The organism is Pseudanabaena sp. FACHB-2040 (assembly GCF_014696715.1).
Classification (GTDB): Bacteria; Cyanobacteriota; Cyanobacteriia; order Phormidesmidales; family Phormidesmidaceae; genus JACVSF01.
Window position 1 is genome coordinate 81,952 of sequence record NZ_JACJQO010000021.1, and the last position, 24,890, is coordinate 106,841.

General features: G+C 54.4%; 27 protein-coding genes. 14 read left to right on the forward strand and 13 right to left on the reverse strand.

Annotation, left to right across the window (positions count from 1 at the left end; translation table 11 throughout):
• Positions 1 to 95 precede the first annotated feature (95 nt).
• The 4 genes from murI to H6G13_RS22910 all read left to right on the forward strand — a co-directional run bounded on the left by murI (position 96) and on the right by H6G13_RS22910 (position 4,384).
• Positions 96 to 974 carry a glutamate racemase gene (murI, locus tag H6G13_RS22895; RefSeq protein ID WP_190487215.1) on the forward strand — a complete coding sequence of 293 codons (879 nt, stop codon included), beginning with the start codon at positions 96 to 98 and terminating at the stop codon, positions 972 to 974.
• A gap of 754 nt (positions 975 to 1,728) precedes the next feature.
• Entirely contained in the window at positions 1,729 to 2,700 is a 972-nt protein-coding gene (gene sds, locus H6G13_RS22900) for a solanesyl diphosphate synthase (RefSeq protein WP_190487217.1), read from the forward strand.
• A gap of 82 nt (positions 2,701 to 2,782) precedes the next feature.
• Positions 2,783 to 3,811, forward strand: a complete 1,029-nt coding sequence (locus H6G13_RS22905; RefSeq protein WP_190487219.1) for a carbohydrate kinase — start codon at positions 2,783 to 2,785, stop codon at positions 3,809 to 3,811.
• Between the two features lie 102 nt (positions 3,812 to 3,913).
• Positions 3,914 to 4,384 (forward strand): CYTH domain-containing protein, encoded by a 471-nt coding sequence (locus tag H6G13_RS22910; RefSeq protein WP_190487221.1) that lies wholly within the window; start codon positions 3,914 to 3,916, stop codon positions 4,382 to 4,384.
• A gap of 24 nt (positions 4,385 to 4,408) precedes the next feature.
• On the opposite strand, the gene cruG is transcribed toward H6G13_RS22910, so the two are convergent.
• Both cruG and cruF read right to left on the reverse strand, forming a co-directional pair.
• Positions 4,409 to 5,632 (reverse strand): 2'-O-glycosyltransferase CruG, encoded by a 1,224-nt coding sequence (gene cruG / locus H6G13_RS22915; RefSeq protein WP_190487223.1) that lies wholly within the window; start codon positions 5,630 to 5,632, stop codon positions 4,409 to 4,411.
• A gap of 47 nt (positions 5,633 to 5,679) precedes the next feature.
• Positions 5,680 to 6,624 (reverse strand): gamma-carotene 1'-hydroxylase CruF, encoded by a 945-nt coding sequence (gene cruF, locus H6G13_RS22920; RefSeq protein WP_190487225.1) that lies wholly within the window; start codon positions 6,622 to 6,624, stop codon positions 5,680 to 5,682.
• Between the two features lie 248 nt (positions 6,625 to 6,872).
• On the opposite strand from cruF, the gene H6G13_RS22925 reads away from it, so the two are divergent.
• The 7 genes from H6G13_RS22925 to proB all read left to right on the forward strand — a co-directional run bounded on the left by H6G13_RS22925 (position 6,873) and on the right by proB (position 13,842).
• Positions 6,873 to 8,054, forward strand: coding sequence for a F420-0:Gamma-glutamyl ligase (locus tag H6G13_RS22925; protein WP_347277519.1), 1,182 nt, complete (start codon positions 6,873 to 6,875; stop codon positions 8,052 to 8,054).
• Positions 8,055 to 8,184: 130 nt separating this feature from the next.
• Entirely contained in the window at positions 8,185 to 9,489 is a 1,305-nt protein-coding gene (locus tag H6G13_RS22930; protein ID WP_190487227.1) for a GNAT family N-acetyltransferase, read from the forward strand.
• Between the two features lie 47 nt (positions 9,490 to 9,536).
• Positions 9,537 to 10,010: a Holliday junction resolvase RuvX gene (ruvX, locus tag H6G13_RS22935; protein WP_190487229.1), complete on the forward strand. Its 474-nt coding sequence runs from the start codon at positions 9,537 to 9,539 to the stop codon at positions 10,008 to 10,010.
• A 19-nt stretch (positions 10,011 to 10,029) separates the two neighbouring features.
• The gene (locus H6G13_RS22940) at positions 10,030 to 10,599 is read left to right on the forward strand and encodes a DUF3727 domain-containing protein (protein WP_190487231.1); all 570 of its coding nucleotides are present in this window, start codon (positions 10,030 to 10,032) and stop codon (positions 10,597 to 10,599) included.
• Positions 10,600 to 10,651: 52 nt separating this feature from the next.
• The gene (mltG, locus tag H6G13_RS22945) at positions 10,652 to 11,737 is read left to right on the forward strand and encodes an endolytic transglycosylase MltG (protein WP_190487233.1); all 1,086 of its coding nucleotides are present in this window, start codon (positions 10,652 to 10,654) and stop codon (positions 11,735 to 11,737) included.
• Between the two features lie 56 nt (positions 11,738 to 11,793).
• Positions 11,794 to 12,315, forward strand: coding sequence for a YqeG family HAD IIIA-type phosphatase (locus H6G13_RS22950; RefSeq protein WP_190487235.1), 522 nt, complete (start codon positions 11,794 to 11,796; stop codon positions 12,313 to 12,315).
• 396 nt (positions 12,316 to 12,711) lie between these two features.
• Positions 12,712 to 13,842, forward strand: coding sequence for a glutamate 5-kinase (proB, locus tag H6G13_RS22955; protein ID WP_190487280.1), 1,131 nt, complete (start codon positions 12,712 to 12,714; stop codon positions 13,840 to 13,842).
• Here the strand turns inward: proB and H6G13_RS22960 are convergent.
• Positions 13,820 to 14,479: a sugar transferase gene (locus H6G13_RS22960; protein WP_190487237.1), complete on the reverse strand. Its 660-nt coding sequence runs from the start codon at positions 14,477 to 14,479 to the stop codon at positions 13,820 to 13,822. The two genes, proB and H6G13_RS22960, sit on opposite strands and share 23 nt — an antisense overlap.
• 554 nt (positions 14,480 to 15,033) lie before the next feature.
• On the opposite strand from H6G13_RS22960, the gene H6G13_RS22965 reads away from it, so the two are divergent.
• Entirely contained in the window at positions 15,034 to 16,167 is a 1,134-nt protein-coding gene (locus H6G13_RS22965; RefSeq protein WP_190487239.1) for a HetZ-related protein 2, read from the forward strand.
• Positions 16,168 to 16,268: 101 nt separating this feature from the next.
• The gene (locus H6G13_RS22970; RefSeq protein WP_190487241.1) at positions 16,269 to 17,531 is read left to right on the forward strand and encodes a hypothetical protein; all 1,263 of its coding nucleotides are present in this window, start codon (positions 16,269 to 16,271) and stop codon (positions 17,529 to 17,531) included.
• A 3-nt stretch (positions 17,532 to 17,534) separates the two neighbouring features.
• Here H6G13_RS22970 and H6G13_RS22975 read toward each other — a convergent pair whose 3' ends face one another.
• From H6G13_RS22975 to H6G13_RS23020, 10 genes are all read right to left on the reverse strand, one after another.
• Positions 17,535 to 18,047, reverse strand: coding sequence for a PAM68 family protein (locus tag H6G13_RS22975; RefSeq protein ID WP_190487243.1), 513 nt, complete (start codon positions 18,045 to 18,047; stop codon positions 17,535 to 17,537).
• Between the two features lie 53 nt (positions 18,048 to 18,100).
• On the reverse strand, positions 18,101 to 18,370 hold the full coding sequence (gene rpsO, locus H6G13_RS22980) for a 30S ribosomal protein S15 (RefSeq protein WP_190487245.1): 270 nt from the start codon (positions 18,368 to 18,370) through the stop codon (positions 18,101 to 18,103).
• 93 nt (positions 18,371 to 18,463) lie between these two features.
• The gene (gene ruvA, locus H6G13_RS22985) at positions 18,464 to 19,090 is read right to left on the reverse strand and encodes a Holliday junction branch migration protein RuvA (RefSeq protein WP_190487247.1); all 627 of its coding nucleotides are present in this window, start codon (positions 19,088 to 19,090) and stop codon (positions 18,464 to 18,466) included.
• A 19-nt stretch (positions 19,091 to 19,109) separates the two neighbouring features.
• On the reverse strand, positions 19,110 to 19,859 hold the full coding sequence (locus H6G13_RS22990) for a hypothetical protein (RefSeq protein ID WP_199306533.1): 750 nt from the start codon (positions 19,857 to 19,859) through the stop codon (positions 19,110 to 19,112).
• Positions 19,751 to 20,320, reverse strand: a complete 570-nt coding sequence (gene coaD / locus H6G13_RS22995) for a pantetheine-phosphate adenylyltransferase (RefSeq protein WP_190487284.1) — start codon at positions 20,318 to 20,320, stop codon at positions 19,751 to 19,753. Before coaD ends, H6G13_RS22990 begins: the two co-directional genes overlap by 109 nt.
• Before the next feature lie 40 nt (positions 20,321 to 20,360).
• Positions 20,361 to 20,849, reverse strand: coding sequence for a GNAT family N-acetyltransferase (locus H6G13_RS23000; RefSeq protein ID WP_190487249.1), 489 nt, complete (start codon positions 20,847 to 20,849; stop codon positions 20,361 to 20,363).
• 3 nt (positions 20,850 to 20,852) lie between these two features.
• Positions 20,853 to 21,449: a tRNA isopentenyl-2-thiomethyl-A-37 hydroxylase MiaE gene (gene miaE / locus H6G13_RS23005; protein ID WP_190487251.1), complete on the reverse strand. Its 597-nt coding sequence runs from the start codon at positions 21,447 to 21,449 to the stop codon at positions 20,853 to 20,855.
• Between the two features lie 121 nt (positions 21,450 to 21,570).
• Positions 21,571 to 22,011, reverse strand: coding sequence for a type II 3-dehydroquinate dehydratase (gene aroQ, locus H6G13_RS23010; protein ID WP_190487253.1), 441 nt, complete (start codon positions 22,009 to 22,011; stop codon positions 21,571 to 21,573).
• Positions 22,012 to 22,036: 25 nt separating this feature from the next.
• Positions 22,037 to 22,174, reverse strand: a complete 138-nt coding sequence (locus H6G13_RS23015) for a hypothetical protein (RefSeq protein WP_190487255.1) — start codon at positions 22,172 to 22,174, stop codon at positions 22,037 to 22,039.
• Positions 22,175 to 22,344: 170 nt separating this feature from the next.
• Complete coding sequence (locus H6G13_RS23020; RefSeq protein WP_242028486.1) at positions 22,345 to 23,622, reverse strand: competence/damage-inducible protein A; 1,278 nt, start codon at positions 23,620 to 23,622, stop codon at positions 22,345 to 22,347.
• Between the two features lie 57 nt (positions 23,623 to 23,679).
• On the opposite strand from H6G13_RS23020, the gene H6G13_RS23025 reads away from it, so the two are divergent.
• A partial coding sequence (locus H6G13_RS23025) for a glycosyltransferase family 39 protein (RefSeq protein WP_242028487.1) occupies positions 23,680 to 24,890 on the forward strand: 1,211 nt, incomplete at its 3' end.

Sequence of the window (24,890 nt, forward strand, 5' to 3'; positions counted from 1 at the left end):
GGGCTATGCTCAGATAGTTCACTTAAACCTGCAGCAATTTTTCTAAATACGACTAAACTCTTAAAAACAATATTTCATCCTGAGTCAAAGTACTGATGAGCAACTGGTTAGCTCCTGGTGGTGTGACTGCAAATCCTTCGCGCATTGGGATTTTTGATAGCGGTGTCGGTGGTTTAACCGTCCTGCGTGAGCTGTACCGACAGCTGTCGAACGAGTCTATTTTGTATTTTGGCGATACGGCTCGGCTGCCCTACGGTTCCCGCTCTCCCGAGGAAATTCTGCAGTTTGTCCGAGAAATCCTCACTTGGATGGCCAGCCAAGGCGTGAAGATGGTGATGATGGCCTGCAATACTAGCTCTGCCTTGGCGCTAGAGCAGGTGCAGGCGGAATTTCCCTTTCCTATTCTGGGCCTGATTTGGCCGGGGGCACGAGCAGCTGCTCAGCAGGGTCAACGGATTGGACTAATTGCCACATCCGCCACAGTCAAGAGCGATGCCTACCGTCAGGCAATTTTAGAGGTTCATCCAGATCGGCAGGTCTGGCAGGTGGGCTGCCCTGAATTCGTCACCCTGATCGAGCAAAACCGCATTCACGACCCCTATACCTATCAGGTCGCTAAACAGTATCTGGCCCCTCTTAAAGCCGCTCAGATCGACACTCTGATCTACGGCTGTACCCACTATCCCCATCTTGCCCCCGTCCTTCAAACCCTCCTACCCAGCCGCGTCTCCTTTGTTGATCCTGCAGTTCACATGGTGGCGGCAGCAGCTCAAGAGTTAGATGCGCTAGGACTGCGCAGCAATGTTCCAGCTTGGCCCACCGAGTTTTACGTCAGTGGAGCTCCCAGTCAGTTTGCTCAAGTTGCGGTGCAATGGTTAGGTCATTTACCAACGGTGCGTCAAGTTCGCCTCCCGGCAGCGACCTCTCTACCGACCGTCAACCTCTCTAGCGGGCAGCTAGACACTAGCAGTTGACAAGTCAAAGTTGGCTGGCCGCTAAGCAGATGGCTACCTCTAGAGAGCAGCAGAGACAAGCTGAAAGTTCCTATGCTACGCCTCAGGGTGACTGCGCTTTTCGGCTAGTCTTGCTAAGAGCAGCAGACCATAAACCAGCACTAGGTAGCCAATTGCCAGTCCGGGAATGATGAAAACGGCAGATGAGGAAGTCATGGCGAGGGCAGGAGCGTAGAAAAAGCAATAAAGCCCAAAGACCGCTAAACAGTCTTTAAGCTGACGGAGGAACCGTTACGAAAAGAGGCCAAGCAGCTCTGAAGCAGCTTTTCGGAACCTTAAAAAAGGCTCTAGAAAGGCTGAATGATCCCCAAAGACTGTTTGGAACCGAAACTGACTCAAGAAAACACGAATTACAGAACCCAACTAGCGCTGGTGCTCTGATTCAGCACTCCATCTTTGAGCCCTTCTCGGATCGAAAGTACTTATCACATAAGCACCTTCAAATATTTAGTTTTTTGGAAATTCTTAATAAGAGTCTAGCACAGGCTAGCTTTGAACCTGAGGGGATGATTGCCAATATTTACAAAAATCTAAAGGAAATTTCTGAGCTCGACTGGTCCTTGAAAGAGACTGCTGCTTAAGGGGTTTAACGATCGCACTCAACTTCCGAGGTTAGGATAGCGTCAGGGTTTTCTTTCACTTACTGTGGGCTTGTCTTAGAATGAAGACAGATTATGTAAAATTTCGTAACTTAAGCCGCCCTTGCCGGTAGCCCATGACTTCAGCAACCTCTCTTTTCGCGCCGGTTGAGACTGATCTAAAATTACTAACCAAGAATCTCAGGAACCTGGTTGGTGCCCGACACCCAATTCTCTATGCTGCTGCAGAGCATCTGTTTGACGCTGGAGGAAAACGTATCCGCCCCGCTATTGTGCTTCTGCTGTCGCGGGCGACACTGCCCAGTCAAGACATCACCGCCAAGCATCGGCGGCTTGCTGAAATCACTGAGATGATTCACACAGCTAGCCTAGTGCATGACGATGTAGTAGATGAAGCCGAGGTCAGGCGAGGTGTGCCTACCGTGCACAGCAGCTTTACCAACCGAGTGGCGGTGCTGGCAGGAGATTTCTTGTTTGCCCAATCCTCCTGGTATCTGGCTAATCTGGACAATCTGACAGTAGTCAAGCTGCTGTCTCAGGTGATCATGGATTTGGCTGAAGGGGAGATTCAGCAAGGGCTCAATCGATTTGATGCTGAGCTATCGTTAGAGGCTTATTTAGAGAAGAGCTACTTCAAAACAGCCTCGTTGATTGCCAACAGTGCTAAAGCCGCAGGCGTCCTCAGTGACCTGCCAGAGACAGCTTGTGACCAGCTCTATGACTATGGGCGTAATCTGGGACTAGCCTTCCAAATTGTGGACGACATTTTAGACTTCACTAGCTCTGATGAGGTGTTGGGCAAGCCTGCTGGGTCGGATCTTAAAAGCGGTAATCTCACGGCCCCTGTCTTGTATGCTCTGGAGGAAAATCCGTTCCTAGCCACGCTCATCGAGCGGGAGTTTGCAGAATCAGGTGATTTTGACCAAGCTCTCGCTATGATTCACAGTAGTCGAGGAATTGAGCGCTCACGAGAACTGGCTGCTCAGCATGCCCGCCAGGCCCTGGGCTGTTTGCAGGTGCTGTCGCCCTCAGAGTCTCGTCAGGCTCTGCTTGACCTGTCTGAGTATGTGCTACGCCGGCTTTACTGATACAGGGTTCAAAATCTGCCGCCGTTAGCTTACCGCATAGGGTTTCGGTAGGCTGTTTGAAACCGTCTGCAGGGACAGAGGCATGAGTGGTCGAGTTATTTGCCTGGGTGAGGGGCTCATCGATCGGCTGTTTGGCCAGCCTGATCCGGCTGAAAATCCTCTAGCTAGTTGGCAGGATTTACCGGGAGGAGCCCCGGCTAACGTGGCTTCGGCCTTAGCCAAGCTGGGCACGTCGACTAATTTTATCGGCTGTTTGGGGTCTGATGCGCCTGGCCAGCGATTAATCCAGGCACTGCAGGCAGCGGGGGTTGGCTGTGATGCCGTTCAAAGACATCGCAGCGCACCTACTCGGATTGTGTTGGTGATGCGAGATGCTAAAGGAGAGCGGCAGTTTGTTGGCTTTCACCTGCCTGATCCGGCTGGGTTTGCTGATGCTTACCTGCAGGCTGGGGCGCTGGATCAGTCGCTGTTTGCTGAAGCTGCCTATCTAGTGATGGGAACGTTGGGTTTGGCCTATCCCGATACAGGGGCGGCGATGGCGCAAGCATTGACCTGGGCACAGCAGTACGGCTTGACAACGATTGTAGATGTCAACTGGAGACCTGCCTTTTGGCCGGAAGCGGTGACGGCTACAAAGAATAGCCCCTCGCACCCGGCTCCTGCCACGGCCCGGGCTCTTGCGCCTCAGCGCATCCTATCCTTTTTGACCCAGGTGGATCTGCTCAAACTGTCGCAGGAGGAGGCTCACTGGCTGTTTCAAACGGATGATCCGCTGGCTATTCTCGACTACCTTCCCCAGCTCAAAGCTGTTTTGGTGACTGCTGGAGCCCAGGGCTGCTGCTATGCGACTCCGCAGGGGCAGGGCAGGCTGCCCGCCCACGATATTGAGAGTGAAGACACAACGGGAGCAGGCGATGCCTTTTTAGCTGGGTTTATCCATCAACTCGATAGCCAAGGCCTAGAGAGCCTGGAAGACCCCTCAGCCATGGAGCAAATCCTGCGCTACGCCAGCGCGGTAGGAGCCCTAACGACGATGCGGCCGGGAGCGATGGCGGCCCAACCACGAGCTAATGAAGTCGAAGCCTTTATTTACCTCAACCCTTTGCCGTAGACTCTATCGCAGCCTTTGACCTACGCTTGTAGAAAGCAATATGACAGGCCAGCCTGACTCAGGAGGCTGGGCAAATATACTTCGCTTAAAAGATGCAAGCTCATGGGCCAGGAAATCGAACGAAAATTTCTCGTGACTGGCGATGCTTGGCGATCGCTCGGTACTGGCACACTCTACCGCCAGGGTTATATCCCAACTCCAGATAGCCGTACGGTGCGAGTGCGGCTGGTGGGCGATCAGGGATATTTGACATTAAAAGGTCCGGCAGTGGGAATCGTTCGCCCTGAGTTCGAGTATCCTATCCCCGCTGCCGATGCCACTGAGATTTTAGAAACCCTCTGTGACCCGCCATTGGTTGAAAAAGTACGCCACCGTATTCCTCAAGCGGAGCTGCTGTGGGAAGTGGATGAGTTTTTGGGGGCTAATCAGGGGCTGATTGTGGCTGAGGTGGAGTTGCCCGATGCAACCTACGAGCTGCAGTTACCTGAATGGGTGGCTACAGAGGTGACGGCTGACCCTCGCTATCTCAACGTTAATCTGGCTAAGCATCCCTTTTCTGAATGGGCTCTGTAAACGGACGTTATCGGGAGATAGACGCTACTGGGGCTCGACTGAAAGCTTGGGGGCATATTGACGACCTCGCCACTGAGTAGGCTGCCGCATAGAAGAAAGGCCAATTCGAAAAACTGCCGGTACATCGGCTAAGGGGGCAAGCCAAAAGGCCCAACGGCTTTGAGTTTGTCCAAAGTCGTAGGAGGGTTGGATAGCTGCTTGGAGGGCAAAGCGCACGGCAATAAGCCCCAGGTTAAGCCAGAGTAAACCCTGCAGTGGACCGCTGAGAGATAACCCTAGCCCTGCCAATACCAGCAGCACCGGCAGCACCAGCCAGGGCATCGCCTGGACTGCCGTTAGATACCAGAGGTCCCACCACACCTGTCCTGGAGAAGCCGCGTCTTTGAGATCGAGGGAGCGGCCCCACTCCCGCCAAGTCTCTGCAATACCTTCATACATTCGGACTTTCAGAAGTTGAGAGCCGTCCCAAAAGCCAACTCTGGCTCCTTGGGCTGCGGCATAGCGGGCTAGCGTCACGTCGTCACAGAAAGAGGCACGGGCGGCGGTGTATCCGTCTAACTGCTGCAGCAACGAACGGCGGCACAAAAAACACTGGCCGTTTGCCATGACCCGTTCGGCTCCAGCCGCTGCTGCTCCGGCTGGCCCAAATCGATAGACCAGCGTCATCAGGAGGGCGGGCTGTAGCCACAGTTCACCGGGGGTTTTGAGGATGAATTGGGGAGCTAACGACACCAAATCGTACTGCTCGGCAGTGGCAGACTGCAGTAGAGAGGCTACTAGTCCCGGCTGGGGCTGGGTATCGGCGTCAATGCCTAGAATCCACTGGCTGTGTTCGGAGCTGTGGAGAAAACCTGTGTGCAGGGCCCAGGGCCGCCCTACCCAGCCGGGGGGGAGCGGGTCGTCTGTGACCAGGCGAAAACGGGGGTCGCGGGTGGCGGCCTGTTTTACCAGATCAGGGGTGCCATCGGTAGAGCGGCTGTCTACGACAATGACTTCTCTCACCTCATAGCCCTGACGGCTCAACCCAGCTAAACAAGGCCCGATGCGTTGAGCTTCATTCAGCGTGGGGACTACGATGCTGACGCTGCCTAGCTGATCAACGGTGGCTGACTGGGGCTGCAGCGGTGGTCGTCGCCCTGGGCCCTGGAGTAAACGAGATAGCAGTACCAGCAGCGGGGGCAGCTGTAGTACCAGCAAAACAGCGGCCAAAGCCATTAACCAGGTTGGAGTGGAGAGTTCAGCGAACATGCAGGCTAGGAGTGAGAGCGGGTTGAGCCACAAGTCGAGCCCTGAGGTTATTTGGTGACGACGCTAACTGAGGCGGAGGGAGCGGTAACGGCGGCTCCTAGGGAACTATTGACTGCCACTGCCACTGAAGTTTCCATAGCCGATGCAGACAGCGCACGCGACCAGCACCACACAGCGGGTAATGCCCCTACCAAAATACCTAGCAGAATCGGTACCCAGAACCCAGCGGCCAGGCTCATGATGGTAGCGAACGCGAAGTTACCGAGATACACAATCAGGGGAGTGTTGAGTTCCTCACGGCTGAGGTTGCAGCTTTGAGAGCGGCTTTGCCAGATTAGGGTTGCGATCGCAGTAAAGATAGCCCCAGTACCCAGCCAGCCAGCAAAGTTTTGGTAGGGCATGCCGAAAAATGCGCCAGGCTGGTGCCAGTGCCAGAAGGGCATTGCCGTTTGGCTCATCGCTGGATCTAGCACAAAGTCCCAAGAGGTTAGCAGGGTGGCTCCCAGGAAGATAGCGGCGATGATTTTGAGCGCAGCGTTGTTGCTATCTTGCCCTGAGCGCTGCAGGCCGTTTCTGGCCAGCAGATAGGAAGAGAGGCCCAGGTAGAACCAAGACAGGGGAATGGTAAACGGTACTAGGCCCGAAATTTTATAGCCCAGTCCATTGAGGTAGCTGTAGTGGCCAAAGGGAAAACCGGTGCTGGTGCCTAGCAGCTCGCTGCCCAAGGAGAGGCCGACTGCTGGTACCAAAAACCCTAGGAGAGCCGTCCAGCCTAAGGTGCGGTAAGCGTGTAGAGCTACCGTCAGCGTGCCCAGCAAAATGTAGACAACCCCCCCGCCGGCCATGCTCCACTGGAACATTGTTTGCCCAGCAGGTACATAGGCCAGAAACTCTGGGTGGGGCATCACCAAAAGCAGCCCAGCCAGACCAAAGGCCATAGAGCCAAGATGGCCAAACAGACAGACGCGCTCAATGGTCAAGAGATCTCTCATGGCATTCCCTAGGTGGTGTGCAAAGTTACAGCAGAAAAGAGTTTTTGGAAACCTTATGGTGCTCTAGCGGTTTACGGTTACGCCCATTGATGAAATCGTGCCGCAAATCCTAAGTTTTGTAAATGTATAGGGACGAATCAGTCTTTGGTCAGGACGACACGGGTCGCCCTTGAAACGGAGACAAAGTTCTATAGACTCTATAAGAAGGCGCTAAATGCCGGTTGTTTTTCAGGGCGTGAGGAAAGTCAGTGACTACTGGTGTGATTGGGATTTTACTAGCTGGCACAGTCGGCCTTGTGCTAGCCGGGTGGCTGCTGCTGGAGTTGCAGTACCGCAAGCGTCGGGGCAACGACCTGGCCTTTGACGCGGGGAAGTGGAACTTAGAAGTCTATGAGTCCAATCACTACCGCATTGTAGGGGAATCGGAGCTGATCAATCGTACTCCGGCCTCGGAGATTATGGTGCCGGAGCTAACGGTTGAGACGACACTGCTATCCGGTTCACCCCTCAAAGAGGTGACCGTCAAAACCGAGGTCATTCCCCACCATCCCGATGCTGAGGCGCGGCCCGACGGCTACTGGTTTGCCTATATCGTCAAGCTGAGAAAAAAAACTTGCCTGGAGATTCGCATTGACGTAGAAGGCAGCGACCTCAGAGCGCTCAAAGCCCTTTGGGTGAGAGTGCCTTACGTCACCTATGGCCCTGGGGGCCGAATTCCTAAGATGGGTCATGTGGTAGTCCCCCTGAAGTTTCCCAATCCTGAGGAGCACCAGAACTGGCGTTCAACGCCGGTAGCCCAGGTCTTGCCAGTGCCTACCCATCTGCTGACCCATTTAGACGATCCGGTTTCCGTGGTCAAACGCTATGTCGCGCCCCATGCCCAGCCTGGCGACATTATTACCCTGGGAGAAACGCCGGTAGCCATTATGCAGGGCCGCTGGCGGCATCCTCAAGATATCCGTCCGGGCTGGGTGGCAAAGCGGCTGTGCTACTATTTCTTGCCCACCTCCAGTCTGGCGACCGCCTGCGGTATGCAGGCCCTGGTAGATGTGGTGGGGCCGGTTCGGGTGCTGCTGGCGTTTATAGGGGGTGCGATCGCAAAAGTCCTCGGCCAGCCCGGCATGTTTTATCAGCTCGCTGGAGAACAGGCCCGCCTCATTGACGATGTCACAGGTACCCTGCCTCCCTACGACCAGTTTATTGTGTTGGGACCGGCCGACCCCCAGGAGGTTGTCCTGCAAATTCGTCAGGCTACGGGCCTAGAAGCAGCCATCGTCGACGTCAACGATTTGAAAGCGGTTAAGATATTGGCAGCGACCCCCAAAGTCGATACTCAAATTTTGATCCAGGCGCTGCGGGACAACCCCGCTGGCAATGCCGATGAGCAAACCCCGCTGGTCTTGGTTCGGCCCTCAACGCCACCGGCTTGATGGGCCTCTAGTTCAGAGGGGCCAGTTTCTTAGGTAAGTCACTTAGGCATGTCTCCCACAGAGACGGCCTAGCCATCCGGATGCCGCCAGCATTGCTTTCCCTAGCGCATTTCAACCGGTATTCAATTCCATGGCTTCCACTGTGTCCTCCGGCCCTACCCTCACGATCCGCCCGCTCCAGTACCGTGACCTGGATACGGTCAAGCATTGGGGCACAGAAGAGCTGGATGCGGGAGATGAGATCGCAACCGAAAAGACCATCCAAGAGATTGATCGGCTCTGCCGCTGGTACGGCCCGCTGAAGGTGCTCAGCCTGCTGCCCAAGCCGGTGCAGCAGTCGCTGACCGTGTTTGTCGCCGAGCACAGCGGTCAGCTGGTGGGCCTGATTCAGGTTTCCCCCTTTAACCGGGGCCGCAGCACCTGGCAGGTAGACCATATTGCCGTTAACCGAATTGCCCTGACTGAAAAGCTGCCGCCCGGATTTATGGACGTGGGCTCTCGCCTGCTGCGCCACTGTTTCGACAAGGTTTGGGAAGCGCGCACCTGGATTATTGAAACCGATGTAAACAATCGGTCAGCCTTGGCGCTCTACCGCTTCAACGGCTTTCAGCCCTTGGCCCAAGTGACCTACTGGTCGCTACCTTCAGAGCTGATGCAGTCGCTAGCCGAGCGCGAACCCGACTTGCCCAACCTGCTGCCGGTCAGCAATGCCGATGCTCAGCTGCTCTACCAGCTCGATACGGCCTCTATGCCACCGCTGGTGCGGCAGGTATTTGACCACCAAATTCAGGACTTTAAGGCCCAGCCTCTAGCTGCTCTCTCAACCGGGTTAGAGCGCTGGCGCAAACATACCGAAGTAGTTAGCGCCTATGTCTTTGAACATCAGCGTAAGGCCGCCATTGGCTACTTTAAGCTGGCAATTGCCCGCGACGGCAAGCAGCCTCACCAAGCTGATCTGATGGTTCACCCCGCCTACACCTGGCTCTACCCCGAGATGGTGGCCCAGATGGCGCGGATTCTACAGCCCTTCCCGGCCCAGTCGCTGAGGCTGGCCTCGCTAGACTATCAGCCGGAGCGAGAGGAGTACCTGAACCAGATTCAGGCTGCCCCGGAAGAGCACTCTTTGCTGATGTCTCGCTCGGTGTGGCACAAGGTGCGTGAGTCTAGACCTTTAAGCCTAGAAGGGCTGCAGCTCTCAGACGTGCTCTCTGGCCTAAAGCCGGTTGGTAAGCCAGTTCCAGGTCGGATGTCTTGGTCTGCTGATCGCTGGCAGACACTGCTCAACTCAAGCACCGTTCCGCCAGTCCCTCCTCGCAAAGGGACTGAGGGCGCACAGCCGCCTAACGCTGTCGATAGTGGGCTGCGGTTTGAAACGGCACCAGAAGATCCGCCTGAGAAGAGCGAGAATGGCTCTTCTGAAGAAGGCTCTACCTGAACCCGCTAGAGCCAGAGGCAAAGGGAACTCAGCGTGAGAAAACTGGCGTGACTCATATTTCTGCACTGGGCCTAGATATTGGCAAAAAGCGTATTGGCGTGGCGGGCTGCGATCGCACCGGCCTGATTGCCTCGGGTATCACTACCCTAGAAGGGCGTTCCTTTGACCAAATATTGGCAGATCTGCGCTACCTGATTCAGGAGCGTCAGGTGCAGGTGCTTGTGGTAGGCCTGCCCTACACTATGGATGGAGAGCTAGGCTCCCAGGCCCGTCAGGTGCAAAAGTTTGCTAGGCGGCTGTCTCAGGCCCTTGAGCTGCCAGTGGACTATGTAGATGAGCGCTTGACTTCTTTTGAAGCCGAACAGCTACTGCTGGCTGAAAACCGCTCCCCTTCCCGCAACAAAGGCATGATCGACCGCAAAGCAGCGGCCATTATCCTGCAACAATGGTTAGATAGGCGACGGGAAATGACCCCTGTGAGCTATTCTTGGGAAGCACCTGATCCCGGACAGCCAGCCTAGGAACTGAGGAGACGCCAGCATGGCCGATGAAGACAACCTGCAACACGATGAACCGACCGTTCTCCTGACTGATGATCAGGGGCTGACTTTGCCCTGCGTTGTAGAGCAGACGTTTGATCTAGGCGAGCGCGAGTACCTCCTGCTGTTGCCGGTGAATGCTCCCATTGAGATTTTTGTTTGGCGCGCCGATGAAGGTGACGAAGAAGAAGTCTTAATGGATGTAGAAGACCACGAAGTTGACGCTATTTTCCCCACCGCTAAGGCCGTGCTGGGAGAGCAAAACCTGGTCTTGCTGCGCACAGCCATTACCCTGTCAGCTGAAGGTGAACTGCCTGAACCCGAAGAAGATGACTGTCTAACCCTGGAGTTAGACGAACTCAGTGTAGGCGAAGAAGATGCGACCGAGGAGTTTCAGATTCTAGCCACCTTCTTCTATGAGGACGAGGAGTACACTCTCTGCACCCCTCTCGATCCGCTGCTTATCTTTGCTCACCGCAATGATAAGGGCGATTTAGAAGTGGTGAGCCCCGAGGAATTTCAGCAGATCAGGTCGTCTCTTGAAGAAAAGCTCTTCGACATGCTTGAATAACTGCTTTCAATCCGTATCATCGGTAGAGGCTGTTGCTCGGTAGCTTGGAACAATGACAAAAAAATCACCCTGGGTAAAAGGTCTTTTTTATGTCTTACTGCTCCCTGCCGCTGCGGGCATTGCCGCCTGGCAGGGATGGAGCTGGTGGAACTGGGCGAGTGGTCCAGCCGCTGCCGCCAGCTCAAGTAGCGAGTTAGACCGCACCGTACAAATTCAAATTCCGCCCGGCACACCCGGTCAACAGATTGGCCATGATTTGGAAGCAGCTGGGTTAATTCGCTCTGCGACTGCCTGGAAATTGTGGTCCCGCTGGAAGACATTTCGTGATGAAACTGGCGGTTTTCAGGCAGGTACCTACGCCCTTTCTCCGGTAGATCCTCTGCCTGCGATCGCAAACAGTATCTGGGAGGGCCAGGTTGTCCAAACCAGCTTTACGGTGCCCGAAGGGTGGAACCGTAAACAAATGGCCCAGTATTTTGAGGCTGAAGGATTTTTCCCAGCAGCCGACTTTCTAGCGGCCACTGAGACCGTGCCTCGAGATCGCTTCCCCTGGCTGCCCGAAACTGTGCCCCACCTCGAAGGCTTTCTCTACCCCGACACCTACCAGCTGCCCGCCGCCTCGATTACAGCCAGCTCTGTGGTCGACCAAATGCTGACCCGATTTGAGCAGGTGGCGCTGCCGCTTTATCAGCAGACCGCTGCCGCCGACTCTCTCCTCGACTGGGTTACCCTGTCCAGCATTGTCGAAAAAGAAGCGGTGATCCCAGAAGAGCGCCCTCTCATCGCCGGAGTCTTTGCCAAACGTCTAGAGCAGGGAATGACGCTGGGGGCCGACCCAACCGTTGAGTATGGCTTGGGTATTGAGCAAACCCCAGAGAATCCGCTCACCTGGGCTCAGGTAGAAACGCCCTCTCCCTACAACACCTATCTCAATCCGGGTCTACCCCCAACGCCCATTGCCAGCCCTGGTCTGGCTAGTTTGGAAGCTAGCTTAAACCCCCAAGATACAGACTATCTGTACTTCGTGGCCCGCTATGACGGGAGTCATGTCTTTAGCCGCACTCTAGCTGAGCACGAAGCTGCCCAAGCCCAAATTCGAGACACTATTGATGCCGAAACATCAGCTGGGGGTAACTGACCCTTAGCCTGTGCAGTGCCAGCATCGTTCGACAGTTCAGCGGGAGTACCAAAAGCATGACTTGGGGAAAACTACTACAGCCAGACCTAATCTTGGGTGAAACCGTTGTAGGCATCACGCCGGATCTGATTCAGCGACAGGGCCTAAGAGGCATCGTGCTAGACGTGGATGAAACCCTAGTGCCCCTGCGGCTGGCTGAAACAACACCAGAAGTGTGTGCCTGGCTGGAGCAGCTGAAATCCTCTACCGACATCTGGCTGGTCAGCAACAACCTAAACGAGCCCCGCATTCAGCGCATTGCTGCCTTTCTGTCTGTACCCTACATCAGTGGAGCCGGTAAGCCCTCCCGTCGCAAGCTGCGTCAGGCTATTGCGGCCATGAACTTGCCGGTCAACCAGATTGCTATGGTGGGCGATCGTCTCTTTACTGATGTCCTTGTTGGCAATCGCTTAGGCATGTTTACCATTCTGGTAGAGCCCATGCTGATTCCGGGGGAGTCGGTAAAAGACCACCCGATTAGGACCCTAGAAGTCTGGTTGACCCAGCTGTTAGGCGTGCCGTTCCAGTCTCGGCCTTAGGCAAGTTCTAAAATAGGTTTTAAGGGCGGCTGTCTCCAACGTCATAAGTTGTGGGTTAGCTGGTTAACTTAACTTTCGCTGAGTAATAGATGCTAACGGTCTGAGACGAAACGACATCCTCCTTGAGCTAAGTTATTCTATTGAAATATAAAGAAAACATTATGAACACGGCCTCTCCTTTCCACGTTTGAGAGTATATATACAGATATTCAATGGGATCAGCCCAAATAAAGATCCTAGTTTATAACTTCGCGCGAAATTATTAGGCGCTTGCTTTTCCGCAACGAAAAGCGAGCGCCTAAGCTTTTTGCCCACTGCTTTTGCTGCTCCAGCAGCCCTCTAAGAACCCATCGATAGTATTATTTTTAAGCCCTCAGCCCCTTACTTCTGTCTGTGATACCCAGCACCCTTGTTATCAAGATTGGCACCTCTAGCCTGACCGCTCTAGACTCTGGGCATCTAGCCCTTTCAACCCTCGCTACCCTGGTTGAAACCCTCTGTCAGCTAAGGAGAGACGGCCATCGGGTAGTGCTGGTGTCTTCTGGGGCGGTAGGCGTGGGCTGTCGGCGGCTAGGCTTAACCGAGCGGCCTAAAACCATTTCTATGAAGCAGGCGGTAGCAGCCGTAGGTCAGGGTCGTCTGATGCGCGTGTACGACGATCTGTTTACTTCGTTGAACCAGCCTATTGCTCAGGTGCTGCTAACCCGCAGCGATTTGGTGCAGCGCTCTAGGTACGTTAACAGCTATCGCACCTTCCGACAGCTGCTGCAGCTAGGCGTGATTCCCATCGTCAACGAAAACGATACGGTAGCGGTTGAAGAGCTGAAGTTTGGTGATAATGACACCCTCTCTGCGCTGGTCGCCAGCCTGATTGAAGCAGACTGGCTATTTTTGCTAACCGATGTAGATCGGCTGTATTCCGCTGATCCGCGCTACCATCCCGATGCTAAGCCGATTCAATGGGTGGAGCGAATTGATCAGCTGGCTGACCTGAATATTGCTGTCGGGGAGCGGGGGTCTCAGTGGGGTACCGGCGGCATGGTTACGAAGATCGCAGCTGCTCGCATTGCTACCAGTGCCGGTATCAGGACCGTGATTACAGAAGGACGTCGCCCAGAAAACATTCTTAAAATTCTCCAGGGTGAGCCTCTGGGTACCCAGTTTGCCCCTCACGCTGGCCCAGTGAATGCCCGTAAGCGCTGGATTGCCAACAGTCTAGTGCCGGTTGGACGGCTGTACCTGGACTCGGGCGCGGTCAAAGCGATTTGCGAAGCCGGAAAATCTCTCTTAGCGGCTGGGATCACAGAAATTGAGGGAGAGTTTCAGCGGCAGGATGCAGTGCAGCTTTGCAGCGCTACTGGTGATGAGATCGCCCGAGGGATTGTTAACTATAGCCATCAGGAACTGCAGCAGATTCTGGGAAAACGTTCCGATGAGATTGCCCAGATCCTTGGCTATGCCGGAGCTGAGACGGTTGTACACCGAGATAATCTGGTACTGGCCGCTAGAACGCTCCCTTCCGGTTAAACAGTACGAGAATGGTCAACAAGATGATCCGGAGATCGTAGGCAGGGGTCCAAATTGACTGGTAGAGGAGATCGAGTCTGACAATCTCCTCAAAGTCTTTAACGGCAGATCGCCCGTTTACCTGCCACTGTCCGGTCATGCCCGGCCTGACGTTCAGCCGCTGCCAGTGATGCTCACTATACTGAGAAACTTCGTCTCCAGTCGGTGGGCGCGTACCTACCAGGCTCATGTCGCCTACCAGTACATTCCAAAACTGAGGAAACTCATCTAGGCTGGTTTTGCGAAGCAGCCGACCAACTCGGGTAATGCGGGGATCGCTGGCGTTCTTGAAAATTAGCCCCTGGGCCTCATTGGTAACGGAAGCTTTGAGCTGGTCGGCGTTCTGCACCATAGAGCGGAACTTCCAGATTTTGAAGGGTTTGCCCCGCAGCCCATAGCGCTCCTGGCTGTAAAAAACGGGGCCGGGATTGTCGAGCTTAATTGCGATCGCAATCGGCAAAAAAATAATTGCCAATACAATCAGCCCTACTAGCGCTCCAAACACATCAATGCTTCGCTTGATCAAACAGGTAGTAGAGGGATGAGCATCCTGGCTACATCCCCCATTCTCTTTTCGAAAACCCTGGGAGACTGGCATAGAAAATCCTGCTTAATAAACTGGGCGTATTTTGAGTAGGCCTCAGATGCTAACCCACCAAGCTGTCTGACCGCCTCTCTCCTCCACCCCTCTCTTCACGCAGCGCTGCTATCCTACAAGTACCTTAGAAAGACAGCAGGTACAGAGATTAAACAAACACCCTAGATTGCACAGGACTGCCTTTTTTTATCTCAAAATAACCACTAAATAGAGAATTTTTGGGGAAGGAAATTGATGATTTCTAAAATCTTTGAACTAACTGCTGCTGTTATGAATTTTTGATGAAGTAGTTTAGACTACTGGTACTTAACCACGGCAAGTCAGGGAACGTCTGAAAGCTCGAAAGGCTTTTGTGCGTACCCGTCAATCCCTGTGAACGGTAAACTCGGTACGGCCTGAAAAGGCGCTATCTCTAGCAATGGCCGCTCTTCTGCCTTTCTAGGCTGACAGGATAGAGAGATCGCATCGTCAAAGATTCTTTTCTTTTTGGAAAGACCGGATACTAATATAAAGCCTACGGCAGCATGCAGATGGGTGAGAGGGACTGTACACTCATGTCCGTTTCAAAAAAAATTGTTGAAAATTGGCGCTTGCGGCTCCAGTCAGACTATCCCGATCAGGAGCAGTCTGTCCAAAACAGCATTATTCAATGGCTGCTGGGAGAAGAAACCAATCGGTTCGATGAGATGTCGACTGACGATCTTCAGATCGCCTGCCAGGCTATCGAGTATCGCTATCGTATCCTGCAGCAGCGCTATTGGGGGGTTGGCCCTGAAAAAGCCTACCAGCAGCTGATTAAACGGCTGAGCAGTCTATTTCTAATTCGCAGTAAGGTGCGAACCTGGATTGCCCTCAGCCGAGATCGTCACCGCACGGTTGTGGATGTGCTGCAGGAAGTGATTCAGGAGATGCTGCAGAGCGACCGCCACTTGGCCCAGCAAGTTGCCTGGATTGGCCGCTGCACCCGCAACCCTCGGCTCCGCAATCTGCTGATGCTGGCCAGTCTGGAAGAGTACAGCCTGCGCCCTATCCGCAACCAGCCGCTGATTATCTATCGCTTTGTCAATCATCTGCGGCGTTCTCAGAAGGGCGGCATGACTCAAGTTCCCACAAAGGAGTTGGTGCGGCTAGTCTCCGATGAAATTGCCGGAGATAATTCAGATACAACCCTAAGCCTGCTCGATACCGAAGCCATCAGCAACTACCAGGAGGAAGCTAACCTGGTCGAGCAGCAAACCCTACGAGAGCAGGTCAAACGCAACTTTTTAGGATACCTATCTCGTTCCCTCGATGAGACCGCAGTACAGTGGCTAGAGCTTCATCTCAAAGGCTACTCCCAAGAGGCGATCGCTGAGCGCTTGAACTTGCCGGTGCAGCAGGTCTACCGCCTACGGGAGAAAGTGAGCTACCACGCAATTCGGGTTTTCACTTTGCGAGAACAGCCGGATTTAGTCTTTAGCTGGTTAAAAACGTCCCTTCAAGAGCACAACTTTGGCCTTACGCCTTCTCAGTGGGCTCAGTTTTTAGCAGGCAGATCGGCCCAAGAAAGGCGGTTGCTGGAAGCCTTTAAAGCGGGCCAAGGCATAGATGAAATTGCCCAAACTCTAAAACTCAAGCCTAAGCAGGTGCAGACTCACTGGGCCCAGCTTTATTTAGACGCTCAAGCTCTACGAACTAAAGGGGAATAACCGTAAATTTAACGTAAACCAAGTAACAATTTTAAGAACAGCCATGACGCGGCCTAGGGTTCGCTCATAGGATAGAAGTGACCCGTACTTAATGTCAGTTCATGTCGCAACCACCTAAAGATTCCTCAGCGGCACACTCTGCTTCCCACGAAACTCCTAGGGAATCTCTGTTGGTGGAAGACCGCGTCAATGCCGACGAGATGTTTACCCTAATTGACGGCATTCTGCCCTTCGAAGCCTGCCTTTACTATCAGGTTTTGCCGCTGTCGATCGAGGGGAGTCGTTTGAATCTAGGTATGGTTAATCCTAGCGACTATGCAGCGGCTGACTATGTACGGCGGCAAACCTCTTATATCAACTACTCCGTTGTAACCCTACAAATCTCCTCAGATTGGCACCGAGACAGCTTATCTCGGTATCTCAGCCACTCAGCTAAGGTTAAGCAGCTTAGGCACCGGGCCGCGAGTACAGAAGAAAGCGCCACCCGTCTAAATCACCATGAGGCCAATGCCGAGAACCCGATCAACTACCAGGCAACTCTTGTTGTAGACACTCCTGACGAATTAGAGCGAGAGTTTTCAGCAGCAGAAAGTTTGGCGCTGAGAGCGGCTCAATTGCCTAAACCTTTAGCTGCTGCGATCGCAAAGCCGCAGCCGAAGCCACCCAGCGGCATCGCTGTCTCGCCTGCTGCCGAAGCGGGTGCTCAAGACCCCTTAGAACTCATTATTCAGAGTCGCTACCGAGATTTGCCCATAGAAGGGCTTAGACAGCTTTCCTCCCCAGCCCTGATGGAAGCCCTCCTCAGCCGGGTTTTAGAAGATGGCATCGGTCGGCTGTACTTCGAAAATCATGGGCACTATGGCCGCATCCTCTGGAGCAAAGACGGTGTGGTGCAGTCAGCCCTAGATCTGATCAAGCTTGAGGTGTTTCAGGGCGTAATCAACGAATTCAAACGCATGACTCACTTGCCCCTGCTTCGTTTTAGCGCGTCGAAGCAGGTTGAAATTGAGCGGCTATACCAGGGAGATCGAGTTCTGCTAAGGCTGCGAGTGATGCCCAATGTCCAGGGCGAAGAAGCGACTCTACAGGTTTTGCGGGGAACCGCATTGAGGTTTTACCAACGGCAGCAAATCGACAACCTAGGCCGCGATGCCTTAGGCATTGCCCAGACCCTGCAGCAGCGCCTCCATGAAATTCGAGAGCGAGCTCGTCAAACGCTCAACTTTACAACCTCCCGTCAGGAGGCACTGCCTACGATCATTCAGATGTTGAAGCAGATGGAAGCGCAGATCCAAGAGCTGATTCGGCTGGCTGAAAACGAAACCTCCCAAGGCGGCCCTAGGGAGGTTAGCAGAGAGGATTAAGGACTAGGAGCTTTTGCGTGATGTACGCCAGGCTTCGGTTAAGCGACCGAAGTTAACTTTGAACTCGCTGGCTCCAAACCACCCGCCCAGACGATCTTCATCCCAAGAGGCGGAAAGTGCCCCATAGCTAAGGCCAACAACGCCTAAGCCAAAGCAGCCTAGGGTCGTTAGAAAGACAGCGTACTTGGGAACGTCTAAAATCTGATTAATTAGCAGAAAGTAGCTCAGGAAGAAGACGCCGACCCCCAAAAAAGTCGGCACTCCTGAGAAAATCACCATCCGGCGAAACATCCGGCGGCTGACTCCCTCCGGAATAGAAGCTTCTGAGCGAGCAGTGCGAGAAGTCCGCGTAGACGATGATGTTTTCGCCGACTTCTGAACTGCTTGGGCCTGAGCTGATTGGCGCTGATCCTTGTTTAAATTCTGAACTGACTTTCCTTCAGAAGCGCCAGCTGCCTTTTTGCGCTTACGGTTTGGTTCAAAGGGCAGAGAATTACGCGGAGAATCAGAAGGCATAGGTCTCAGCTGAAAAACATTTCGCCGCTAGCTGTGGGAGGTGAGTGTCCCCATTAACCCCGAATGCCCAGACGTTGAATCAGGGCCCGGTAACGGGTTGAGTCTTGCTTCAGCAGGTAAGCCAGTAGGCGTTTGCGGTGGCCAATCATTTTCAGAAGGCCTCGCCGAGAGGAATAGTCTTTTTTGTTCTTTTGCAGGTGCTCACTCAGTTTATTGATACGCTCGGTGAGCATAGCAATTTGAACATCAACCGACCCGGTGTCAGTTTCGTGAACCTGAAAATCAGAGATGAGTTCTTGTTTTCGTTCTTGCAGCAGTGCCATCAGCGGACAACGTCTTCAAATTCAACAAATAGTCCAGAGTTAGCTATCATAACACAGCCCTCTCAACCTTCCTACCTTACCCTAGTCAGGCGCTTAGCGGCTGAGCCAGGAGATCGCTTCGCGCACCCAAGCTTCAGGATCGGCAGATTTGCTGAGGGTCGTATTTTGACCGACGGCTTGCAGTGCCTCTAGAATTTCGCTGCTGCTGTACCCCAGCGCTAATAGAGTCACCTCAACGTCTTCTTGAATCGAGACGGCTGGCCCTCCAGTTGGCATTAACACCAAGCCAGTTTGCTGTCGCCACTCCATTAGCTTCGTTTTAAGCTCTAGGATGATGCGTTCTGCGGTTTTGCCGCCGACGCCTGGGGTGCGAGATATTAGTCGAGTATTGCCTGATACAACGGCCTGAACTAGCTCCTCTGTACCCAGGGTGTCAATCAAAGCCATCGCCATCTGGGGGCCAATACCGCTGACGCTGACCAGCTGACGAAACAGATCGCGCTCCTCACGGCTGCCAAAGCCTAGCAGCACCATCTGGTCTTCTCTAACCTGGAGATGCGTAAATAGCTGAACTTGTTCTCCTAGCGGCGGCAGGCTAGACAGCAGTCGCGCCACTACCTGCAGGTCATAGCCAATTTGGTTGACCTCTAGGGTAAGGATGATTTTATTGCCGCCCGGTCTTTGAATATCGCTCAGGACACCTTTGAGGTAGCTAATCATGATAGTTAAAGGGCAGTCGTCAGCGGCGAGGCCGATCGGGGCGGGAGGGCTGGTTGCTGCGGGTAGGGCTGGTGGGCTCGGCACTGCGCTTGGTAGGGGCCGCTGGGCTACCGGCATCGCTGGGAGAGCGCTGTAGCTGCTGTCGGCCATTTTGAATCACGCGCAGCATATCTGTTAGATTCCGCTCCAGCTGGCCTAACACGTCTCCAGCATAGCTGTCGGCATCATCTTGAATGGTATTTTTTTCAGCGAGGGCCTGCTGGCGCATTGATTCCCATTCGCGCTGGGCCTGCAGGCGCATCTGGTCAATTTCGGCGACGACTTGCGATCGCAAAGCATCACAGTCCTGCTGCGCCTGCGTCTTAATCTGCTGCGCCATCTGTTCAGCCTGCCTGACGATGCCCTGCTCATCGAGCATTTGGGCGGCCTGCTGCTCGGCTGCTGCTACCAACTCCTGAGCGTAGCGCTGAGCCTCGGCCAAAATGATATCCCGCTGCTGCGTAATCTGGCTGGCTTCGCGGAAAGCGGTTGGCAGATTCAGCCGGACTAGGTCAAGCTGATCTAGCATCTGATCCTCGTCTACTAGGGTGCGCCCACTCAAAGGAACGCGAGGGCTGCCCAGAATCAGCTCCTCCAGCCGGTTTAGCTCCTGCTGAATGTCTACCCCTCCGGCAGTGGAGAAGAAGGCTGCCTGTCCAGTGGCATCGGCAGCGGGATCAGCGGCTCCGTTTTGCCGGGAGTGGGGGCGGGTGGGGTCTGGGCGTAACATTGGTAGATATCTCTCGCGACATGGTGGGGGACAAAATGATCGACAGGCCCGCCAAATCGGGCAATTTCCTTGACCAGGCTGCTGCTGAGAAACCCGTACTCAGTGGAGGTCGACATAAATAGGGTTTCAATATCGTCGGACAGAGTTTTGTTGGTGTGGGCCATTTGTAGCTCTTTTTCAAAGTCCGACAGCACCCGCAGCCCCCGCAGCAAAACCTGCGCGTTGCACATCCTGGCGTAGGTTACGGTCAATCCGTCGTAGCAGTCAACCTCAATGTTGGGCAGATGGCGCACAGATAGCTTAATCTGCTCAATTCGTTTTTCGGTTGAGAATAGAGGCGTTTTGTTAGGATTGCTGGAAACGACCACAATCACCCGGTCAAACAGCCGACTGCCTCGGGTAATAATATCTAAATGCCCGAAGGTGATGGGGTCAAAGCTACCGGGGTAAATGGCAATCAAAACAGCCTGCACCAGTCTCGCTGAAGCGATTATAGCGAACTTAGGAAGTCGGCAGATGCTTTATATAGGCGCGATCGCACCGAGCTGTTTCTACTCCAGAGATTGGCTGATAGCCCGACGTTTCGTACAGCACCACCGCTTCTTTTAGCACCGATGCCGTCTCGATCCAGATTTGCTTAAACCCACGCTGGGCAATGGCCTGCTCCAGCAAGTTCAGCAGGTAGCGACCCAAGCCCTGCCCTCGAACTGAAGGCAAAAGATACATTTTGCGAATCTCAACCGCCCGCTCACCCCGTTCGATGGGGTAATATCCTGCCGTGCCGACAATCTGCCCCTGCTGCTCCACTACCCAAAACTCGCCGCCCCTCTCCAGGTAGTGTACCTCGACTGCGTAGGCATCCTGGTCGCTGCCTGTGGGTTCACAGGTCAGCCCATACTCCGCTAAAACTGCTGCAATAACTTGAAAAGCTTGGTCTCGATCTGAGGGCTGCCAGTCTCGCAGCCAAACTGTTTTAAATGCCTGACGCATAGATTAGCTGTGAATGCGAGGCTCGGGGTGAAGCGTGGACAGCAGCTCGCTTTCAACCACGGCCAAGGCCGTCAGGCGAGATTCTACCTCGGAGCGCTCGAAATAGTGAGTCGCCAGCACCCAGTAAGCACCGTAATGGCGAGCCTCCGACGCCATTAGCCCCCGGTAAAATCGCGCCAGCTCAGGCTCTGGGCAGTGCTGAGCCAGCAGCCCCAGTCGTTCATGGCTGCGAGCTTCAATCAGGGCTGAAACCAGCAGCCCGTCTAACATTCGCTCTGGCTCATGACGGCGAATTTGAGCCTTGAGCCCAGCTCCATAGGGTGATGGTGCGAGTGCCCGTAGGGCAATGCCCCGCCGCTCTAGCCACTGATTGACCTGCTCAAAATGGGTGAGTTCTTCCTGGGCAATGCCGGTCAGCGTCCGCACTAGCTTTTCGCTGGAGGGATAGCGGAACATCAGATTGAGGGCAACACCGGCAGCCTTTCGCTCGCAGTGGGAATGATCCAGCAAGATCGTGTTGAGGTTGCCTAGGGCCTGCTCCAGCCAGGCTGGGGCAGTGGGCGTTTCTAGCAGTTTGATCGTGGGCAGAGTGGCATTCACCTCAGGGTTCCCATCCGCATAAACAGGGCATTTGAATTAGTCAAAATCGATTGTACCGATTCTACTTGCCCTAATCGTTGCACTGATTAAGGGCAGGCAGGGTACAGCCCAACAGCTTGGTTTAGCTAGACTGTAAATGGTTTACCAGAGCGTGTAGCCCCAGCCGATAGCTCTCAGCGCCAAACCCAGAGATCTGACCCACTGCAACTGGGGCAATGTAGGAATGGTGCCGAAAAGGTTCTCGTCGATGAATGTTGCTGAGATGAACCTCGACTGTGGGAATGGCAACTGCTGCTATGGCATCACGAATAGCTACGCTGGTGTGAGTGTAGGCTCCGGGGTTGATCAAAATTCCCTGAACCTGGCCCATTGCCGCCTGGATCTGGTCAACTAGAGCACCCTCATGATTAGACTGAAAAAACTCGATGGCTATCTGCAGCCGTCGAGCCTCTTCAGCAAGCATTTGGTTAATGGTGTCTAGCGTTTGCTGTCCATAAATCTCTGGCTCTCGTTTACCTAAGAGATTTAGGTTAGGACCATGCAGTACCTGGATGGTTAACAAAGCCTAGAAACCTTGCTCAGGAGTTTTAACGGTAGTATTCGCGGTCGTCGACCGGAATAGGGATCGGCTCATGCTCAGGCTGGGCTTCAGGACCTAGGACGGCATCGATCACCTTGTCGATCCATTCCCGCAGCTTTTCCAGAGCTTTTTCAATGTAATCCATCAGCGATAAACTCCCTTTTGGCTTACCATCTCCCGAGGTACAGGATGCCCAAATTTGAGAGCACATCCCCCCTCTAATAAGACGGGACTGCTTTAGATAGCATGTAACTATAATAACCAATTGGGGCAAATGATCAAGGGCGCTATTTGGGGAGTCTTGACATTTTTGATTTAGCAGTGGGGCTGCAGCAGAATTCGCCTTAGGTGATCTAGGGCTGAACAGGCGCTGAGCTGTCGAATCCAATCGCGACCCCGGAAATGACCGAACTGGTGAGCGTAGCTGTAGACCGTGCCGGGTGGGGTTGCTAGCCCGATGTACACCAATCCTACGGGCTTGTCTGGGCTGCCACCGCCGGGGCCAGCGATGCCGGTAATACTCAGTCCCCAATCGGTCTGGAGCTGCCGCTGGACGCCTAGCGCCATCTGCTCGGCGACGAGGGCGCTGACGGCTCCATGCTCTTCTAGCACGGTGGGTTCAACCCCTAGCAGCTTGATCTTGACTGCGTTCTCGTAGGCAATCACGCCGCCTTGAAAATAGATAGAGCTGCCCGATACCTGTGTGATCATCTGCCCCAAGCCACCGCCGGTGCAAGATTCGGCAACGGCCAGGGTTTGCTGTTGCGATCGCAACAACTCCCCCACTACCGAAGCTAGAGTATCGTCGTCTCGGCCATAGCAATCGAGCCCGGTGAGCGCCAGCAGGGCCGCTTCTACAGGTTCGATCAGGGCCAGCGCGGCGGCCTGATTGGCGGCTCGGGCGCTGATTCTCAGGCGGGCCTCCCCGGCTCCAGCGTAGGGAGCTACGGTGGGGTTTTCCTGCTCCAGATACGGCGCAACTTTTTCCGCTAGGGCCGCCTCTCCAATGCCCCAAAATCGCAGCATTCGGCTGGTAATGGCAGCCTGGCCCCAGCCTTGGTCTTTGAGATAGGGAACAGCAGTTTCGAGCCACATGGCCTGCATTTCGCTCGGCACCCCCGGAAACGTTAGTAGGGTCAACCCAGAACGCGGCTGCCAGATCAGGCCAGGGGCGCTCCCTGTGCGGTTGGGCAGAACCTCGGCTCCCTGCGGCAGCAGTGCCTGTTTGCGGTTGCTCTCGGCCAAAGGGCGACCCCGCCGTAGAAATTTTTCCTGAATGTCGGTCCACACCTCTGGGCGCTCCTCCAGCGGCGCATCAAAAAAGTCTGCCAGGGTTTCTGTGGTCAGATCGTCAGGGGTAGGACCCAGACCGCCTGTAAAAATTAAAAGCCGCGATCGCTTACAGGCAATTGCGATGGCGCGCTTAATGCGAATCGGGTTGTCGCCAACCACTGTTTGGTAATAGTGGGGAATGCCCAAGTCAGCCAACTGCTGAGCTAGGAACTGAGCATTGCTATTTAAGATGTCTCCCAGCAGTAGCTCTGTGCCGACACAGATAATCTCGGCACCGCCAAGCATTCGATCCTCATTCATTGTGTGGGTTGTGAGGGCAGTGGATGGATAGTGTCATTATTAACATTGCACAGCGCGATGTGCGTCTTAATCGGTATTTTGCGAGAACAGTTCATGAATCTCTGGACCCTGCCGCCCAAAGAACATCTCAAAACAGTCTTGTGGCTGCTAGGGGGAGGGTTGCTGGTGCGGGCAGTGATTGCTGCCTTTCTGTTTCCGGGGTTTGATGAGGCCTATTACTATCTCTACAGCCGCTATCTGAACTTGAGCTACTTTGACCATCCGCCCCTAGTGGCGCTGACGACAGGCATTGGCTGGTGGCTAAGCGGTATCATTTCCCCTTTCACGATTCGCCTCGGGGCGCTGCTGTTGCATACGCTCAACCTGTGGTTGCTCTATCAAACAGCAGTGCGGTTATTCTCGGCCGAGGTCGGGCGGATGGCGCTAGCAATCGCAACTCTGGTGCCGCTGTTTGCGATCGCCTTTGGCATTCTCACCTCCCCTGATAACACCCTGATTCTCTTTTGGACGGTGACCCTGTACTGGGCCGCAGTTGAGTTTTTCCCAGCAGCCGATACTGATCACGCTGCTGGAGTCGAGAAGCCCTACCAACCGACCTGGCGCATTGCCCTGTTTGGCCTATGGGTCGGGCTGGCCTGCCTCGGTAAGTACCACGGGTTCGTGCTGGCGCTGAGCCTCGTGGGCTTTTGCTTAGCAACGCCTCGCTACCGTCGGGTCTTTTGGTCGCCCTGGACCCTGCTGGCCTTGGGAATTTTTGGGCTGACGCTGTTTCCCCTTTGGTTTTGGAACCTGCAGCATGACTGGATTTCCTTTCGGTTTCAGCTCTCTATGCGCTTTGAGGGGGCTGAAGCTCCAAGCTTTAGCCTGCTGCAGCTGCTGAGCTACTGGCTCATCATCATCGCCTATCTGTTTCCTGGCTTTGGGCTGCCGCTGTGGTGGGTGAGCGGCCGCCAGCTAATTTCACAAGTCCAACAGATCTTCACGCCCCCTGCAGATGCGGCTGCCTACTGGCTCCGGCAAAAGCAACGGCTGGTGCTGTGGATTTCTCTGCCGATTCTGCTGCTGTTTACCTACTTGGGTGGCTCACGGCAAATTCTTCCAGCCTGGCCTGCTCCTGGCTTCTGGGGCATGACTATTCTCTTGGCCTGCTACGCGGTGGAGTGGCAGCGGCAAAAACCGCGTTTGGTCAGACGCTGGCTTTGGGGGTCGGGCATTTTTCTGGCTACGCTAGCCAGTGTGGCGCTGCTTCACATCACGACTGGTACGCT